Origin of the sequence: Marinobacter maroccanus (assembly GCF_002933275.1) — a bacterium.
Classification (GTDB): Bacteria; Pseudomonadota; Gammaproteobacteria; order Pseudomonadales; family Oleiphilaceae; genus Marinobacter; species Marinobacter maroccanus.
The window spans coordinates 1-16,077 of the sequence record NZ_PSSX01000025.1 but is presented as its reverse complement, the minus strand read 5'-3'; the positions used below and the strand labels follow the sequence as shown (position 1 = coordinate 16,077).

14 protein-coding genes and 1 pseudogene are annotated in these 16,077 nt (G+C 58.1%); 11 read left to right on the top strand and 4 right to left on the bottom strand.

The genetic code is table 11. The features are described from left to right. The first annotated feature begins 63 nt into the window (after positions 1-63). The 6 genes from KEHDKFFH_RS18505 (at position 64) to ribA (ending at position 7,590) form a co-directional block, all read left to right on the top strand. Entirely contained in the window at positions 64-1,017 is a 954-nt protein-coding gene (locus tag KEHDKFFH_RS18505) for a M23 family metallopeptidase (protein ID WP_104323269.1), read from the top strand. Between the two features lie 184 nt (positions 1,018-1,201). Beyond that, the gene (secA, locus tag KEHDKFFH_RS18500) at positions 1,202-3,940 is read left to right on the top strand and encodes a preprotein translocase subunit SecA (protein WP_104323268.1); all 2,739 of its coding nucleotides are present in this window, start codon (positions 1,202-1,204) and stop codon (positions 3,938-3,940) included. Positions 3,941-4,067: 127 nt separating this feature from the next. Continuing rightward, positions 4,068-5,285 carry a bifunctional glutamate N-acetyltransferase/amino-acid acetyltransferase ArgJ gene (gene argJ / locus KEHDKFFH_RS18495; RefSeq protein WP_104323266.1) on the top strand — a complete coding sequence of 406 codons (1,218 nt, stop codon included), beginning with the start codon at positions 4,068-4,070 and terminating at the stop codon, positions 5,283-5,285. A gap of 35 nt (positions 5,286-5,320) precedes the next feature. Beyond that, entirely contained in the window at positions 5,321-6,271 is a 951-nt protein-coding gene (locus KEHDKFFH_RS18490; protein ID WP_104323265.1) for a Nudix family hydrolase, read from the top strand. An 87-nt stretch (positions 6,272-6,358) separates the two neighbouring features. Next, positions 6,359-6,841, top strand: a complete 483-nt coding sequence (moaC, locus tag KEHDKFFH_RS18485; protein ID WP_064227019.1) for a cyclic pyranopterin monophosphate synthase MoaC — start codon at positions 6,359-6,361, stop codon at positions 6,839-6,841. A 134-nt stretch (positions 6,842-6,975) separates the two neighbouring features. Further along, entirely contained in the window at positions 6,976-7,590 is a 615-nt protein-coding gene (gene ribA / locus KEHDKFFH_RS18480) for a GTP cyclohydrolase II (RefSeq protein WP_064227020.1), read from the top strand. A gap of 68 nt (positions 7,591-7,658) precedes the next feature. On the opposite strand, the gene dxs is transcribed toward ribA, so the two are convergent. The 4 genes from dxs to KEHDKFFH_RS18460 form a co-directional block, all read right to left on the bottom strand. Further along, positions 7,659-9,590: a 1-deoxy-D-xylulose-5-phosphate synthase gene (gene dxs / locus KEHDKFFH_RS18475; RefSeq protein WP_104323264.1), complete on the bottom strand. Its 1,932-nt coding sequence runs from the start codon at positions 9,588-9,590 to the stop codon at positions 7,659-7,661. 133 nt (positions 9,591-9,723) lie between these two features. Continuing rightward, positions 9,724-10,620: a (2E,6E)-farnesyl diphosphate synthase gene (gene ispA / locus KEHDKFFH_RS18470; RefSeq protein ID WP_104323263.1), complete on the bottom strand. Its 897-nt coding sequence runs from the start codon at positions 10,618-10,620 to the stop codon at positions 9,724-9,726. After that, positions 10,620-10,874: an exodeoxyribonuclease VII small subunit gene (locus KEHDKFFH_RS18465; RefSeq protein WP_008176478.1), complete on the bottom strand. Its 255-nt coding sequence runs from the start codon at positions 10,872-10,874 to the stop codon at positions 10,620-10,622. Before KEHDKFFH_RS18465 ends, ispA begins: the two co-directional genes overlap by 1 nt. A gap of 55 nt (positions 10,875-10,929) precedes the next feature. Beyond that, positions 10,930-11,703 (bottom strand): NRDE family protein, encoded by a 774-nt coding sequence (locus KEHDKFFH_RS18460; protein WP_104323262.1) that lies wholly within the window; start codon positions 11,701-11,703, stop codon positions 10,930-10,932. Positions 11,704-11,792: 89 nt separating this feature from the next. Between KEHDKFFH_RS18460 and KEHDKFFH_RS18455 the strand changes: the two genes are divergently transcribed. From KEHDKFFH_RS18455 to KEHDKFFH_RS18430, 5 genes and pseudogenes are all read left to right on the top strand, one after another. Next, positions 11,793-12,590, top strand: coding sequence for a sulfite exporter TauE/SafE family protein (locus tag KEHDKFFH_RS18455; RefSeq protein WP_104323261.1), 798 nt, complete (start codon positions 11,793-11,795; stop codon positions 12,588-12,590). A gap of 10 nt (positions 12,591-12,600) precedes the next feature. After that, complete coding sequence (gene lgt, locus KEHDKFFH_RS18450) at positions 12,601-13,389, top strand: prolipoprotein diacylglyceryl transferase (RefSeq protein ID WP_104323260.1); 789 nt, start codon at positions 12,601-12,603, stop codon at positions 13,387-13,389. After that, positions 13,386-14,051: pseudogene (locus KEHDKFFH_RS18445) on the top strand (thymidylate synthase); the annotation flags it as partial. The gene lgt and the pseudogene KEHDKFFH_RS18445, both read left to right, overlap by 4 nt. 172 nt (positions 14,052-14,223) lie before the next feature. Continuing rightward, on the top strand, positions 14,224-15,165 hold the full coding sequence (locus KEHDKFFH_RS18440) for a DUF4238 domain-containing protein (protein ID WP_158253209.1): 942 nt from the start codon (positions 14,224-14,226) through the stop codon (positions 15,163-15,165). A gap of 508 nt (positions 15,166-15,673) precedes the next feature. Then, entirely contained in the window at positions 15,674-15,886 is a 213-nt protein-coding gene (locus KEHDKFFH_RS18430) for a helix-turn-helix domain-containing protein (RefSeq protein ID WP_104323257.1), read from the top strand. The last annotated feature ends 191 nt before the right edge of the window (positions 15,887-16,077 follow it).

Here is a 16,077-nt window from a genome sequence, read left to right as displayed (position 1 = left end):
ATGGCAGACCCCCTTCGGATTTTTCCGGGGCGCAACACTACAGGATGCGGTTGCGGCTCAACGATGAAACCAGATGACGATATGAACATTATTCTCGTTGGCAAACACCACGGAAAGTCCCGTGTGTTGTCGATCAACAGTACGCTTGCCGTTGGCCTGCTCTTTTTTGTGCTGTCCCTGCTCGTCGCCGCTGGCTGGGCTGGTTATCAGATGGCTATTGAGCAGGTTGAGGCCAGAGAGCCCACCAACTCCGAGCTGGTGGCTGAGTGGCAGCTAAAACTGGCAGAGCAGAAGGCGGAACTGGCCGGCATAGAAGAGAGCGTCCAGCAACAGGTTGATGCCCTGACACTTCGCCTGGGCGAGATTCAGGGCCGTCTCTTGCGCCTGGACGCCCTGGGCCAGAGGTTTGTGGAATCCGGCCTGGTAGCCAGCGATGAATTCAATTTCGATCAGCCGGCCGCTGTCGGTGGCCCGGAAGACGTCTTGTCCGGCGATTCTTTTTCCGCGCCTGAGCTGACTCGCATGATCGAGGAAATGGAGTGGCGGATCGAGGACCGTGAACAGCAACTGCGGTTACTGGATCAACTGGCATCCAGCAAGCGGCTCGAAGACGAACTCTACCTTGAAGGTCGCCCGATCACCTGGGGCTGGCTGTCTTCCAAGTATGGTTACCGTTCTGATCCGTTTACCGGCAAGCGCACCTGGCATGCCGGGGTCGATCTGGCCGGCAAGGATGGCAGCGATATTATCTCGGTCGCAGGTGGTGTGGTTACCTATGCCGGGGAGCGTTATGGCTATGGCAACCTCGTGGAAGTCGACCATGGTGATGGTTTGATCACCCGCTATGCCCACTGCAAGACCATCAAGGTCAAGGTGGGTGACGTTGTCCAGAAGGGCCAGGTAGTGGCGCTTATGGGCAGCACCGGGCGCTCGACCGGCCCCCATGTGCATTTTGAAGTCATCCGGAATGGCAAGTCTGAAAACCCGGAAACCTATATCAAACGGGCGAGCCGCTGATCCGGTTCCGGCTCTCCCGCCGCCTTCAGAACCTCTCCGCCATTCCGCGCCCGGCCAGTTTTTATCCGTGAATCCGGTGCCTCATCGGCGACTTATGGCGCCTGTGTGAGGCCTGCCTTTTGTACTGTTACAAAATAAGGTTAGAATGCCGGCTTCCTCCGTTTAATCAAAGAAGCAGTGGTCTATGTTCACAAAGCTTGCAACCAAGATGTTCGGCAGTAAAAACGCCAGAGAAATCAAGAGAATGCGTAAATCTGTCATACGCATTAATGAACTTGAAGAGCAATATGGCAATCTGTCCGACTCCGAGTTGCAAGGCAAGACCGCGGAGTTCCGTCGCCGGATCGATGAAGGCGAATCCCTTGATGCCCTGCTTCCCGAAGCCTTTGCGACCGTCCGTGAAGCGGGCCGCCGGGTTATGGGCATGCGCCATTACGACGTCCAGCTGATCGGGGGTATCACCCTGCACGAAGGCCGGATCGCGGAAATGAAAACCGGTGAGGGTAAGACCCTGGTTGCCACCGCTTCCGTGTATCTCAACGCGCTGTCCGGAAAGGGTGTTCACGTTGTTACCGTGAACGATTATCTGGCCCGCCGTGATGCGGACTGGATGGGCAAGCTGTACCGGTTCCTGGGCATGCAGGTGGGTGTGGTGGCCTCAGGCCAGCCTGCGGAGGAAAAACGTGCTGCATACCAGGCCGACATTACCTACGGCACCAACAACGAATTCGGCTTCGACTACCTGCGCGACAATATGGCGTTCAGTACCGAAGACAAGGTCCAGCGGGGGCTGAACTACGCGATCGTAGACGAAGTGGACTCGATCCTGATTGATGAGGCCAGAACGCCGCTGATCATCTCCGGTGCAGCCGAGGATAGCTCGAAACTGTACCAGGCCATCAATGAACTGATTCCCAGCCTGGAGAAAGGTGAAGTGCCAGAAGAAGGCGAGCCTACCGGCGACTTCACCATTGACGAAAAGTCCCGCCAGGTCGAGCTGACCGAAGGCGGCCACGAGAAAGTCGAGGAACTGCTGCTTGAGCGTGGACTTCTGAAAGAAGGCGAGAGTCTGTATTCCGCGGCCAACCTCAGCCTGCTACACCATGTTCATTCAGCCCTGCGCGCCCACCATCTGTTCCAGAAAGACGTGGACTACATTGTGCAGGGCGGCCAGGTGGTTATTGTTGACGAACATACCGGTCGTACCATGCCGGGTCGCCGCTGGAGCGAGGGCCTGCACCAGGCAGTTGAGGCCAAAGAAGGCGTCAAGATCCAGGCCGAAAGCCAGACGCTCGCTTCCACCACCTTCCAGAACTATTTCCGGCTGTACGACAAGCTTGCCGGCATGACCGGTACGGCAGATACCGAGGCCTTCGAATTCCGCCAGATCTACGGTCTCGACGTGGTGGTTATTCCGCCCAACAAGCCGATCCAGCGGACCGACTACAACGACCTGGTGTATCTGACCCAGGAAGAGAAATTCCACGCGATCATTGACGAGATCAAGGATGTCACTGCCGAGGGGCGCCCGATCCTGGTCGGTACCGCGTCTATCGAGGCTTCCGAGCTGCTCTCCATGCTGCTCAAGAAGGCACGGATCGAACACAAGATCCTGAACGCCAAGCAGCACGAATCCGAGGCCCATATCATTGCCCAGGCGGGTCGTCCGGGCGCAGTCACCATCGCCACCAACATGGCCGGCCGTGGTACCGATATCGTGCTTGGTGGTAACTGGGAGCATGAAGTCGCGGCCATGGAGAACCCCTCGGAAGAGGAGGTTGCCCGGGTCAAGGCGGAATGGACCGAGCGCCACAATCAGGTGCTTGAGGCCGGCGGCCTGCACATCATCGGTACCGAGCGCCACGAGTCCCGCCGGATTGATAACCAGCTTCGCGGCCGTGCCGGTCGTCAGGGCGATCCCGGTTCCTCGCGATTCTTCCTTTCTCTGGAAGACAATCTCATGCGCATCTTCGCGCCTGACCGGGTCAAGAGCCTGATGCAGGCGATGGGCATGAAGAAGGGCGAGGCCATTGAGCACCGGATGGTGACCAACGCTATCGAGAAATCCCAGCGCAAGGTGGAAGGCCGCAACTTCGACATGCGGAAGACGCTGCTGGAATACGACGACGTTGCCAACGATCAGCGGACGGTCATTTACGACCAGCGTAATGAAGTCATGTCCTCCAACGACATCTCGGACATGGTCAAAACCATCCGGGAAGACGTTGTCGATTCGCTGATCAGTGAATACATCCCGCCCCAGAGTATGCCGGAACAGTGGGATATCGCCGGTCTGGAAGCCCAGCTTCAGTCCGAGATGGCGATCGATCTGCCGGTTCAGAAGTGGCTGGAAGAAGACTCCAAACTGTTTGAAGAAAGCCTGCGCCAGAAGATTCTGGACGAAATTGTGGCCGCCTACGAAGCCAAGGAAGAAATTGCCGGCTCCGAGGCCATGCGCAAGTTTGAGAAGCAGGTGTTCCTGCAAGTGCTGGATACCCTGTGGAAAGAGCATCTTTCCAACATGGATCATCTGCGTCGGGGTATCCATCTGCGGGGTTACGCCCAGAAGAACCCCAAGCAGGAATACAAGCGCGAGGCGTTCAACCTGTTTGAAACCATGCTCGATACCATGAAGCGGGACGTCACCCGGGTGCTCTGTCACGTTCGTGTCCAGAGCCGTGAGGAGATGGAAGAAGTCGAGCGCCGCCGCAAACAAGAGCTGGAAGAAGAGCTCGCGAAGGCTCGCCTGCGCCACGACGAAACCAGTGCTACAGCCCAGAGCCAGGGTGAGGGCAACGCCGACGATAGCCGGCAGTCGACTCCGGAAACCTTTGTTCGTCAGGAGCGCAAGGTGGGTCGAAACGAGCCTTGCCCCTGCGGGTCCGGCAAGAAGTACAAGCAGTGTCATGGCAAGGTCAGCTGATTCAGAGCACTGACTGCACCATCGGAACCCGCACTCTGCCAGCCGCGACTGGCGGGCTGCGGGTTTTTTCGTTTCCAGTGGGTGTTGTGATCCTTAGAACCGATCCCTAGAGAAGAGGAGTGGCAGAATGGCGGTAGGTCCGGGAACCTTACCTGAGTTTCACCCGGTGGCCGGGGTAAAGATTGGTATTGCCAGCGCCGGTATCAAGAAGCCGGGGCGCAAGGACGTGGTTGTGTTCGAACTGGCCCCGGAAAGCCGGGTTGCCGGTATCTTTACGAAGAACCAGTTCTGTGCGGCACCGGTTACCCTTAGCCGCCGGCATCTGGCCGCGGCCTCGCCCAGATACCTCCTGATCAATACCGGCAATGCCAACGCCGGAACCGGCGAACAGGGAATGCGCGATGCGGTTGCCTGCTGCCAGGCCCTGGCAACACAGGCGAGCGTCTCGGAGGCCGAAATTCTGCCGTTTTCAACGGGGGTGATCGGTGAGCCGCTGCCGGTCCAGAAAATCGTTGGCGCGCTTCCCGAGGCGTTGGCAAATACGGCCGAGAATCGCTGGGCTGAAGCTGCCAGTGGCATCATGACCACGGATACCCGCCCCAAAGGTGCCTCCTGTCAGGTGGAACTGGATGGCCACACGGTAACCATCTGCGGCATCAGCAAGGGCGCGGGTATGATTCGCCCCAACATGGCGACCATGCTTGGCTTCATTGCCACCGATGCCCGGATTGCGCCCGAGCTGCTGCAGACGCTCGCATCGGAGCTGGGAGAGAAATCCTTCAATCGCATTACCATTGATGGCGATACTTCCACGAACGATGCCTGCATGCTGATGGCCAGTGGCCAGTATTCCGGCCCCGAGATTACGGCGTCCAGTCCGTCGCTGCCGAAGCTTCGGGCGGCGTTACAAAAGGTCTATCTGGAACTGGCCCATGCCATTGTCCGCGACGGCGAGGGCGCAACCAAGTTTGTCACTATTGATGTCAGCGGCGCGGCCAGCCAGCAGGAAGCGCTGGACGTTGCCTATACCGTGGCCCATTCCCCGTTGGTGAAAACTGCACTGTTTGCCTCAGACCCTAACTGGGGCCGGATCCTGGCGGCGGTGGGGCGCGCCGGTGTCGACGGGCTGAATCTCAACGCCCTGGAAATCTACCTGGGTGATGTCTGCCTGGTCCGTAACGGTGGCAGGGCCGAGGACTACTCGGAAGCCCGTGGACAGGCGGTGATGGACCGGGAAGAGATCACCATTGCCATTGATCTCAAGCGGGGTGATGTTCGGGAGACGGTATGGACCTGTGACTTCTCCCACGATTACGTCACCATCAACGCCGAGTACCGCACCTGACTATGTCTAAGTCTGCGTCTGCGTCGGAAGCCGGGATGAAAGTAGTTCACGTTGCCGTCGCGGTTATTGTCCGGGATGGACGGGTGCTGATTGCCCGGCGGCCGGACCATGTCCATCAGGGGGGCTTGCTTGAGTTTCCGGGGGGCAAGGTGGAACCGGGGGAGAGCGTTCAGGCGGCGCTGGTACGTGAGATTGCCGAAGAAACCGGTCTCCGGGTGCCTGAGGCCTCCCTGGAGCCTGTTATCGGTATTCGCCACGACTACGGCGACAAACGGGTTTTCCTGGACGTCTGGGAAACCAGAGCCGCCGAAGGCGAAGCAAAGGGATGTGAGGGACAGCCGGTTGAATGGCTTGCCCCGGAGCAGCTTCGTGATGAGGATTTCCCTGCCGCCAACCGGCCGATCATTCGCGCCCTGCGGTTGCCCCGTCAGCTTGCGATTACCGGAGAAGCCGATGATCCTGATCAGGCATTTGCGCGCCTTCTGGCCGGCGTTGAAATTGCCAGGCCACCCCTGGTGGTGCTCCGGGCTCCGACCATGAGCGCGCAGGCCTATCGGGAGTTGGCGGAGAAAGCGTTGCCGGTGTGTGAAAAGGCTGGAGCTGCCCTGATTGTCCATGGCGGCCCCGAGGTATTCCGTGCTACACCCGGCGCCGCGGGGCTGCATCTGCCCTGGCGGGAGGCGGCCGGGCTCTCGGCCCGACCGGTTCCGGAGGATGTCTGGCTGGGTGTTTCCTGCCATGACCGGCGCGAAATTGATCATGCAAGGGCGATCGGAGCGGACTATGTGACTCTGGGGCCTGTGAAGCCCACGGAAAGTCACCCGGGTGCGCCCACCCTGGGCTGGCCGGTCTTTACCGACCTGGTGTCCGAAGCGGCGCTGCCGGTATTTGCCCTCGGTGGGCTGTCGCCCGGCGATCTGCGGGAGGCCCGTCTACGAGGAGGCCAGGGCATCGCCGGTATCGGCTTCTGGTGGCCGCAAAGCTGATACTTGTCAGCGACGCCGGGGCCGTGTCTGATATGCTGTCGTTCCTGCATTTTTCATCATCCTGCAAAACCGATTCCGGGAGATACCGTGAGCAAACTGACCCATCTCGATGACAAGGGCGAAGCCCGCATGGTGGACGTGACCGACAAGGCGGCCACCGAACGTGAGGCACGCGCTGAAGCCACCATCCGAATGGCGCCGGAAACCCTGAACATGATTATTGAGGGTGAGCATCCGAAGGGGGATGTCCTGGCCGTTGCCCGGATCGCGGGCATCATGGCCGCGAAGAAAACTCACGACCTGATTCCCCTGTGCCACGCATTGAACCTGACTTCTGTGAAAGTCGAACTGACCCCGGGCAGCGATGGCGCTTCTGTGCATATTCTTACCCGGTGCAAACTGTCCGGCCAGACCGGTGTCGAGATGGAGGCGCTAACCGCGGCAAGCGTTGCGGCACTCACACTTTACGACATGTGCAAGGCCGTGGACCGTGGCATGGAGATCGGTTCGGTGCGTCTGCTGGAGAAGAAAGGCGGTCGTAGTGGCCACTGGGTTGCCGATAAAGCCTGATCTGGCGGACCTCCGCGCTCGTAAGTGTTGGTTACCAAGACCACGCCGGAGGAGCGACAGTGCCGAGACTACGCCAAGCGGGCGGGCCCGTGATAGAATGCGCGGCCCGATTGACTGAACCACGAGGAAACACTGTGGCTGTTCGTTACATCCAGACCTGCCGGTTGCCGACCCCGTTCGGGGTATTTGATATGCACGGCTTTGAAGAACCGGATACCGGAAAGGAGCATGTTGCCCTGACTCTTGGCGACCTGGATAGCGACGAACCCATGCTGGCCCGAACCCATTCCGAGTGTCTGACCGGTGACGCTCTTTACAGCATGCGTTGTGATTGCGGTTACCAGCTGGAAGAGGCGCTGCGAAGCATCGCCCGGGAAGGCCGGGGTATTCTGATGTATCTTCGTCAGGAAGGGCGGGGTATCGGGTTGCTGAACAAGATCCGCGCCTACCACCTGCAGGACCAGGGCGCCGACACGGTTGAAGCCAATGAACGCCTGGGGTTTGCGGCAGATCTGCGCGATTACAGCATGTGCAAGGACATGTTGGAGCACCTGGGTATCAAGAGCCTGCGGCTGATGACCAACAACCCCCGCAAGGTAAAAGCGCTGTCCTCTTACGGCATCGACATTACCGAGAGGGTGCCGCTGCACGTGGGCCGGAACCCCCACAACGAACACTACCTCGATACCAAACAGAGCAAGCTTGGCCACTGGCTCGAAACGCACCAGGACGATGATCCAGAGGTCTGAGCCGGTTCCGGATACGAAAAAACCCGCGACTGTCGCGGGCTTTTTGCTTTCTGGAAGAAGTCCTTTGTTTATTTGACGACTTTCAGGCTCTGGTGGCGAAGGGTCTCCATCCGGGTGCGGATGGCCGATTCAATACCTTTGGCATCCAGGCCGCACTCGGCCAACAGTTCCCCATGCTTGCCATGGTCCATGAAGGTATCCGGCAGACCCAGTTGAAGCACCGGCATGGCGACCAGACGGCTGTTCAGGAATTCGGTCACGGCGCTGCCGGCACCGCCGGCAATGGCGTTCTCTTCCAGAGTCACCAGCAGCTCATGCTGCTCCGCCAGTTCCAGCACCAGTTCTTGATCCAGCGGCTTCACGAAACGCATGTCGGCGACCGTTGCGCCGATGGCTTCTGCAGCCTCCAGAGCAGGCGCCAGCAGGGTGCCAAAGTTGAGGATGGCAACACCTTTGCCGCTGCATATCCGCCGGCCCTTGCCAATTTCCAGTGGGGTCAATGCCTGCTGTATCTCGGTGCCAGGCCCAGTTCCACGAGGGTACCGCACGGAGGCCGGTCCTTCGTAAAGCATGCCGGTCTGGAGCATCTGGCGGGTTTCGTTTTCGTCCGACGGTGTCATCACCACCATGTTCGGCACACAGCGGAGGTAGCTGATGTCGAAAGCGCCAGCATGGGTCGGGCCGTCTTCACCGACCAGGCCCGCGCGATCAATCGCGAACAGCACATCCAGATTCTGGATGGCGACATCGTGAATCAGTTGATCGTAAGCCCGCTGCAGGAACGTCGAGTAGATGGCGACAACCGGCTTGGCACCATCACAGGCCAGCCCGGCGGCCAGGGTGACCGCGTGCTGTTCGGCGATAGCGACATCGAAATAGCGCTCCGGGAAACGCTGTGAGAACGCCAGAAGATCCGACCCTTCACACATGGCCGGGGTGATGCCCACCACGCGCTCATCCTGCTCGGCAGAATCGCAGAGCCACTGACCAAAGACGTTGGCGTATTTGGGTTTTTTCGGCTTCGGTTTGACCGGCTCGGGCTTGCTCGGTGGCACCGGTTCGATCTTGTTGATGGCGTGGTAGCCAATCGGATCGGCTTCGGCCGGGGCAAAGCCTTTGCCCTTGGTGGTTACGACATGGAGGAACTGCGGGCCTTCCAGCTCGCGGATGTTCTCCAGAGTTTCCACCAGCAGGGGCAGATCATGGCCGTCAATGGGGCCGATGTAGTTAAACCCCAGTTCCTCGAACAGGGTGCCCGGGGCAATCATGCCCTTGAAGTGCTCCTCCGTTTTCTTGGCCAGCGCCATCAGATGCGGCGCTCCCTGCAGAACCTTTTTGCTGCTGTCGCGGACCTGGTTGTAGGTGCGGCTGGACAGCAGTTTGGCAAAGTAGTTGGAGAGTCCGCCAACATTCCGCGAGATCGACATGTCGTTGTCGTTGAGGATAACCAGCATGTCAGCGTGCAGGTGGCCTGCGTGATTCAGGGCCTCGAACGCCATACCGGCGGTCATGGCGCCGTCACCAATAACGGCAATGCTTTTGCGACCAGACTGTTGCAGGCGGGCGGCGATGGCCATGCCCAGTGCTGCGCTGATGGAGGTGCTGGAGTGGCCAACACCAAAGGTGTCGTATTCGCTTTCGGCCCGTTTCGGGAAGCCAGCGAGCCCGCCCTTGCGCCGGATGCTGCCCATTGCCTCCTTCCGGCCCGTCAGGATTTTGTGGGGGTAGGCCTGATGGCCAACATCCCAGACCAATCGGTCGCTGGGAGTATCAAAGACATAGTGGAGGGCAACGGTAAGCTCAAGCACGCCCAGGCCGGCGCCGAAATGGCCGCCGGTCTGGCCCACTGACCATAACAGAAATGCCCTGAGCTCCCGGGCCAGCAGGGTCAGCTGGTCCGGGGCCAGCTCTCTCAGCTGGGCCGGTTCGTCAATCCGGTCCAACAGAGGCGTGTTGGGCCTCTGCGACGGGATTTCCTTGAAAATATAAGTGTCCTGCATCTGCTCGGGTCTTTTCCGGTACGTTCAGTAACTGACTGGCATTATAAGGGAACAGGGGAAGCTGTTTCACACAAAGCGGGCCAGTTGTTACGAAAATATTTACGGCCAGTGTGCGCCTTCGGGATGCTGGGATTCAATGGGTTCTTGCCACCACGTAATCCGCCATGGCCCGCAGGGGGTCGGCTTCGGGGCCGAAATCCCGCAGGCTTTGCTGGGCCTGTTCAAGCAGATCGGCCAGATGCTCGCGGGCGCCGGCCACGCCCAGCAGGGCGGGATAGGTGGGTTTGGCGCGGGCGGCATCCGAACCCTGGGGTTTGCCAATGACCGTAGTGTCGCCTTCTATGTCCAGCAGGTCATCCTGAACCTGGAAGGCCAGGCCCAGTGCCTTGGCGTACTGTGTAAGAGAGGCCAGAGCCTGCTCGCTGACCGACGGTGCGGTCAGGGCGCCGATCCGCACACTGGTTTCGATCAGGGCGCCAGTCTTGTGCCGGTGCATGGTTTCAAGCTGGGTCAGCGCCAGGGTTTTGCCCACGGATTCAAGGTCTATGGCCTGGCCACCAACCATTCCGCCGTGGCCGCTGGCCCTGGCGAGTTCCCTGACCATGATCAGACGCACGGATTCCGACAGCCCCGGGGCCTCGGCAAGCCAGCCGAATGCCAGCGCCTGCAGGGCATCTCCGGCCAGGATGGCAGTAGCTTCGTCGAAGGCAATGTGCGTGGTGGGCCGTCCGCGGCGCAATTCGTCGTCGTCCATGGCCGGCAGGTCATCGTGAATCAGTGAATAGGCATGGATCAGCTCCACCGCGCAGGCCGGAATCAGGGCCTCGTCACCGGTCTGTCCCAGTGCCTTTGCTGCCGCCAGGCATAAAGCCGGCCGGATTCGCTTGCCACCGCCCAGCACGCTGTAGCGCATGGCTTCCTGCAGTCGGCCGGAGGCGGAATCACGGGTAATGCACCGGTCCAGTTCCGCATCGACGCGGGCCCGGCAGGTTTCCAGAAAATCGGAGGTAAGGGCGTTCGGTCCGGACATCAGTCGGCATCATCCGGAGAAAACGGGCGTGTTTCCAGGGTGCCGTCGCTGTTCTGGACCAGTTGTTCAACTCGTTGCTCGGCGCTCTTCAGTGCCTGCTGACATTCACGGGTCAGCTTTACACCACGCTCAAACGCCGTCAGGGATTGTTCGAGAGACAGCTCGCCCTGTTCCAGATCGCGAACCAGCTTTTCCAGTTCATCAAGAGATTTCTCAAAATCGGCTATCGATGTGGCGCCTTGTTCACCGGCCATCAGGGGCCCTCCGATCGGGTGGCAGAATTTCGCGGATTATACCAGAGCCTGATCGCTATCGCTGCCAATGGAAGTGACGACGTTCGCCGGTTTCGGCGTCTGGGCCCCAGCTCTGTTCGGTTACCTCGATGTCGCCGCTGGCAGACACGGTCACCACGGTGGTTGCCCGGGTGCCATAATCCGAACCGACAATAAACGGCGATGAGAGGAAGCGCTCGGTTTCCAGTCCAACCCCGGTGTCGGGCAGCAGGTGGTCTGGTGCCGGCGTACTGTCCTGGAGCAGAGGAATCAGCTCCTTGTGCAGTTTTTCGGCGTTATGGCCGGCGGCGGCGATGGTATTCCCCGCGGCCTCGCGCAGGCGAAGAAGTTTGGGCCACGGCGTCTGCAGAAGGTGGTTGCTCAGGCCATACACCCCGCGGTGGATTTGCCGGCCGGGATGGGCATCCCGGTTACTGAAATACCAGCCGTCTCGGGTGGTCAGGTGAACGAGGTTGAAGCCGGAGAACCGATCGGCCTTCTCGAGCAGATAGCCCTCAAGCTGATCCCGCGAATCGGTCAGGGCCCGTAAAGGCAGTTCACCCCGGCTGATTTGACCGGTTTCCGGTGTTCCCTCGCGCACATTGGTCACAGCAGTGACCTCGCCCCGGGTATTTACTGCAAGCCAGGTGCCGCCGGAGAGCAGGTCGCGGCCGGCAAGCACCCGGGTGCCGGATTCTGTGGTCCACCAGTCCATGGCGGCCGTCGGGCGACGGAAGAATTCATCGCGATTGGCGGCAACAACCAGTGGGAAATGAGGGTTCTGTCCAAGGGCGAAGGCGATCAGGCACATGGCGGAGGATGGCGCTCCCGGAGTTAATGAAGTTGACTCTTACGCTGTGTATCATACCAGCCTTGGTTTTCCCGGGTGCGTCTCAAACTATGACCCTGTTTTATGTAATAGCATCGTATCTGGCCCTTGGTGCCCTGGCAGGCACCGTGGCGGGCCTGTTCGGCATTGGCGGCGGGCTGATCATCGTGCCTGTTCTGATGTTCAGTTTTGGTCTGCAGGGAATCAGTCCGGACATTATTCCCCACCTGGCGGTTGGCACCTCACTGGCGACCATTGTCTTTACCTCGGTCAGCTCCATTCGATCCCATAACAAGCATGGCGCCGTGCGCTGGGATCTTTTCCGGCCCATGACCGCCGGGATTGTGGCTGGTGCCCTGGTTGGCGCTTGGACCGCGTCGCTGATGAGCGGGCGCGCCCTGGAACTGGTCATCGGCATTTTTGTGATCCTGGTGGGCCTGAAAATGTTTTTCCAGGTTGATCCCAAGCCGGGTCGTGATGTTCCGGGCACTGCCGGCCTGGGCGTTGCCGGCGGCGGTATCGGCTGGGCTTCGGCGATTTTCGGAATTGGCGGTGGAACCCTGACGGTTCCCTATCTGAGCTGGTGTAACGTGCGGATGCAGCAGGCAGTGGGAACATCGGCGGCCTGCGGCCTGCCTATCGCCATTGCCGGTGCTCTGGGTAACATCTGGACGGGGTGGCACAATCCCGCGTTGCCGGAACTGAGCGCCGGCTTCATTTATCTGCCGGCCCTGATCGGTATTATTCTCACCAGCGTTTTCTTTGCCCGGATTGGCGCCAACCTGGCCCACCGGCTGAACGCCCGGATTCTCAAGCGTACGTTCTCCATCATGCTCCTGCTGGTGGGGCTCCGTTTTCTCCTGAGCTGAGAGGTAGTTGATGCTGCAGCATCCCCAGATTGATCCGGTGGCCATCGCCATCGGTCCCCTCAAGATCCACTGGTATGGTCTGACCTATCTGTTCGGCTTTGTGGCCGGCTGGTGGCTCGGGCGCATCCGCACCCGCAAAACCTGGTCGCCCATCAACGAAGAGCAGATGGGTGATCTGCTTTTCTATCTTGCCTTGGGGGTGATCCTGGGCGGGCGATTCGGCTATGTCCTGTTCTACAACTTTGACGCCTTCCTGGCTGACCCGCTCTGGTTGCTGAGGGTCTGGGAAGGCGGCATGTCTTTCCACGGCGGTCTGCTGGGCGTGATGTTTGCCATGTGGTGGTACGGCCGCAAAGTGGGCAGTGGTTTCTGGCGCCTGGCCGACTTTGTTGCGCCACTGGTGCCCCTGGGCCTTGGGGCAGGGCGGATCGGAAACTTCATCAACGGCGAGCTGTGGGGCAAGCCCACGGACGTTGCCTGGGGCATGGTGTTTCGCACGGCGCCGGATTCGCTCGCCCGGCATCCTTCCCAGCTGTACCAGTTTGCCCTGGAGGGTGTCGTCCTGTTTGCGATCCTGTGGTGGTTCTCATCCAGGCAGCGGCCGACCATGGCAGTGTCAGGTCTGTTCCTGATCTGCTACGGCGTGTTCCGGTTCCTGGTGGAATTCGTGCGCCAGCCGGATCCACAGCTGGGCTATCTTGCTTTTGACTGGCTGACCATGGGGCAGGTACTGTCCTTCCCGATGATCATTGCCGGCGCCGCCCTGATGTTTATTGCCTACCGGAGACAAGCCCGATGAAAGCCTATCTGGACCTGATGCAAGACGTTGTTGATAACGGATTCGACAAGGGGGACCGTACCGGTGTCGGGACCCGGTCGGTGTTCGGCCGCCAGATCCGTTTCAACCTGCAGGAAGGCTTTCCGCTGGTGACCACCAAGAAGGTCCACCTGCGCAGCATCATCTATGAACTGCTCTGGTTTCTGCGTGGCTCCACCGATAATACCTGGCTGCAGGAGCGCAAGGTCTCGATCTGGAACGAGTGGGCACTGGAAAACGGCGACCTTGGGCCTATCTACGGCAAACAGTGGCGTAGCTGGCAGTGCCCGAATGGCGAGGTGGTCGACCAGATCAGCGAGGTGATCGATCAGATCCGCTCCAAGCCAAATTCCCGTCGCCTGATTGTCTCCGCCTGGAACCCGGCGGAGCTCCCGGATGAGTCCATCGGTCCCCAGGATAACGTCCGCGAGGGTCGAATGGCGCTGGCGCCCTGCCACTGTCTGTTCCAGTTCTACGTGGTGGACGGCAAGCTTTCCTGCCAGCTATACCAGCGCAGCGCCGATCTGTTCTTGGGGGTTCCGTTCAACATCGCCTCCTATGCCTTGCTGACGCACATGATCGCCCAACAGTGTGACCTGGACGTCGGTGAGTTTGTGCATACCTTTGGCGATTGCCATATCCATAAAGTACCAGAAAAGGCCTCACTGCACTGAAATGTAAGGCTAAGACGAGCTTTTTCTGAGCATCAAAGAAAAAAGCCTCACTCTTGAAAACCAACACTACACTACTAGCTCCCAGTGACGGAGGTTTAGCTCCAGCAAGGATTGTGATGACCAGTCAATGGAGAATGCTAACTTGTCGCGACGCAACGATTTAAAGCGTAAACATCATCATGTTTGGGCTCATTACCTAAGAAACTGGCAAGGCGACAGTCTCCCCAAAGGAAGTCTATTCCAGCTTACTAAGAAGGGGCGCATAAACGCTACTAGTTCAAAGGGCGTGGCTTGTGAAAAGGATTTTTACAAAGTTAATGCCTTAGGTTCAGATGATCTCAGATTTCTAAAGAAACTCGCCAATCATCCTGAAAATTCAACCCTCCGGGAGATCAATCAATCATTCGTTCAGGACATGAGTGTGTTGTCATTTGCCTCTGATTTTTACAAAACAACTATCTCACAACGTCGAAGAAACGAGTTAAAACGAATTTGTGCTAACGCAATTGAGGAGCTGCACTCGGGTTATGAGGATGCAGTTCGTGACGAGCTGGATCGGTTGGCGCGTGGAGATGTTTCCGTGCTATCACCTCGTGCAAGTCCTGAACTATGTGGTTATCTCGGTTTGCAGATCACTCGCACGAAGGCTTTCAAAGAGCGGGCGCTAGCTAGTGAAGATGGTTTAAAAACTGGCGGCTATAGGCTTAACCTTCGTCGACTCTGGTGGGCTCTGCACATTCTGTTAGGAAATAATATTGGTGCCAGTCTGTTCTTGGATGAGGCAAATTTCTGTTTGCTGCAAAATGAATCAAGTGAGGCTTTTTTGACCTCAGACCAACCCATAGTGAACATCCATCAGACGCCGAGCAAAGGTTTTACTATTCTTTATCCTCTTTCTCCAAGGCTGGCTTTACAGGGTGGGGATGGCATAGGCGACAATCGACAGAGAGTGGTTTCGAATGCTGACGAGATCGAGATGTTGAATCGAGCAATCGTGAGGATGGCTTACAAAGAGGTGTTCGCCGATAACGAGATGATTTTGAGGAAGTACCGTGGTTTTTTTATGAACCAGCAAGCCATTTGATTAAATTAAATCAAACGATAAATAGGATTCGAAGTTCCAGTCGTTCGAATTTCAGCCTCCACAGATAAATGGTCTTGGTATAAGACCTGGACACTATCGTCCAAACCATCTTGTGACAAATAGCCGATCGACCACGTTGAACGGGTGATTACGGAATTGCTCTCCGATCAAGAAGAGACTTCCTCCCTCTGGTCTCTCAACTCTGCTGACCAGCTTTGCAGATCGCATGGCATAAACCTGCATAAAAATCATCCAAAATAATTCTCGATTTGGGGGCATAACCTTTTCATTCGAACGGGATGAAAACTCCTCCCGCAGTCCACTTAACGTAAACACGCCGTTAGGCGATTCGATCAAGATTTCATAGAGGATCCTGTCGATAGTGAAAGCTTTGCGCGACATAATTTGACCCTAATTAATGACAGTTATTATCATAAAATGGGTAGTATATGCCGTGGCACAATAAACTCAAGCACGGAATAGTTTTGCCTCCACCTTGGAGGCAACGATGTGCGTTATCAGAAGAAGATTTGGTGAAAATCTCAGGGCGATTCGCAAAGCTAGGGGGTTTTCCCAAGAGCACCTTGCTCACGCTGCTGGCATCGATCGGAGTTATTTGGGCAAGGTAGAGCGGGGCGAAGTCAATCTGACTATTGAGAAACTTTACCTTCTTTCCAAAGCTATTCGGTGCTCTCCGAAAGATCTCATACCCGAGATCTGAAAATTTGCAAGCCGAAACCGTACTCCATGCTGTTACCTCAACGAGGGACGGGATCTTGGATTAAGTTTGTGTTAGTGGCCAATTAAAGTGACCCACTACTGGCCATTAGTTTTGACCCACCTCCGAGTGGCCGTCAGGCCACAGAACCAGCTACTGTCCCCCGCTTTTATCGATGGCCGGGGGCATGTCAG

What these genes read in the sequence shown, in the direction of transcription:
- KEHDKFFH_RS18505 (WP_104323269.1), top strand. Translation starts at nt 64, where the DNA reads ATGAAACCAGATGACGATATGAACATTATTCTCGTTGGCAAACACCAC.
- secA (WP_104323268.1), top strand. Translation starts at nt 1,202, where the DNA reads ATGTTCACAAAGCTTGCAACCAAGATGTTCGGCAGTAAAAACGCCAGA.
- argJ (WP_104323266.1), top strand. Translation starts at nt 4,068, where the DNA reads ATGGCGGTAGGTCCGGGAACCTTACCTGAGTTTCACCCGGTGGCCGGG.
- KEHDKFFH_RS18490 (WP_104323265.1), top strand. Translation starts at nt 5,321, where the DNA reads ATGAAAGTAGTTCACGTTGCCGTCGCGGTTATTGTCCGGGATGGACGG.
- dxs (WP_104323264.1), bottom strand. Translation starts at nt 9,590, where the DNA reads ATGCAGGACACTTATATTTTCAAGGAAATCCCGTCGCAGAGGCCCAAC.
- ispA (WP_104323263.1), bottom strand. Translation starts at nt 10,620, where the DNA reads ATGTCCGGACCGAACGCCCTTACCTCCGATTTTCTGGAAACCTGCCGG.
- KEHDKFFH_RS18465 (WP_008176478.1), bottom strand. Translation starts at nt 10,874, where the DNA reads ATGGCCGGTGAACAAGGCGCCACATCGATAGCCGATTTTGAGAAATCT.
- KEHDKFFH_RS18460 (WP_104323262.1), bottom strand. Translation starts at nt 11,703, where the DNA reads ATGTGCCTGATCGCCTTCGCCCTTGGACAGAACCCTCATTTCCCACTG.
- KEHDKFFH_RS18455 (WP_104323261.1), top strand. Translation starts at nt 11,793, where the DNA reads ATGACCCTGTTTTATGTAATAGCATCGTATCTGGCCCTTGGTGCCCTG.
- lgt (WP_104323260.1), top strand. Translation starts at nt 12,601, where the DNA reads ATGCTGCAGCATCCCCAGATTGATCCGGTGGCCATCGCCATCGGTCCC.
- KEHDKFFH_RS18430 (WP_104323257.1), top strand. Translation starts at nt 15,674, where the DNA reads ATGTGCGTTATCAGAAGAAGATTTGGTGAAAATCTCAGGGCGATTCGC.